Annotated in this window: 1 protein-coding gene and 1 pseudogene; both read right to left on the bottom strand. The window is 67.6% G+C overall.

Translation table 11 applies throughout. From position 1 onward, the window contains the following. A pseudogene (locus G7A99_RS25015) lies at positions 1–193 on the bottom strand (IS3 family transposase); the annotation flags it as partial. Then, entirely contained in the window at positions 193–489 is a 297-nt protein-coding gene (locus tag G7A99_RS24545) for a transposase (protein ID WP_163144687.1), read from the bottom strand. The gene G7A99_RS24545 and the pseudogene G7A99_RS25015, both read right to left, overlap by 1 nt. Positions 490–519 lie beyond the last annotated feature (30 nt).

Consider the following 519-nt stretch of genomic DNA (forward strand, 5'->3'; position numbering starts at 1 on the left):
CCAGGCGTCGGCTGCCGTAGGTGCGCCCCGAAGCCGCGAACGCGCGCTCGAGATGCGCCCCGGCCGCGCAGCGCGCACGGGGGCGCTGCGCGCGCCTGTGGGCCGCGTAATAGCCCGAGCGGCTCACGCCGAGAAGGTGACACAGGCGCCGGGTGTCGCCTTCTCCGCGCAGGTGCGTGATGCAGCGGTGCATCACTTCAACTCCCGGGCGAAGAAGGCCGATGCTTTTTTTAGGAGCTCCTTGTCCTCCTTGAGCTGGCGGTTCTCCTGCTCGAGTTGGCGGATCCGCTGCTGCTCCGCGGTCAGTGGCTGGCCTTCGCCCGGCCTACCACCGCGTTCGGCCTTGAGTTGATCGACCCAGCGGCGTACCGCCGTCTCACCGAGATCCTGGTCCCGGCAGACATCAACCACCCTCAGCCCGTCGTCCACCACCAGCCGGGCAATCCGCTGCTTGTATTCCGCCGTGAACTTGCGCCGTTCGCGCGCCATGGCTGTTCTCCTCGTCTTGGGCAAGATCAT

It is taken from the genome of Arhodomonas sp. KWT (genome assembly GCF_010993615.1).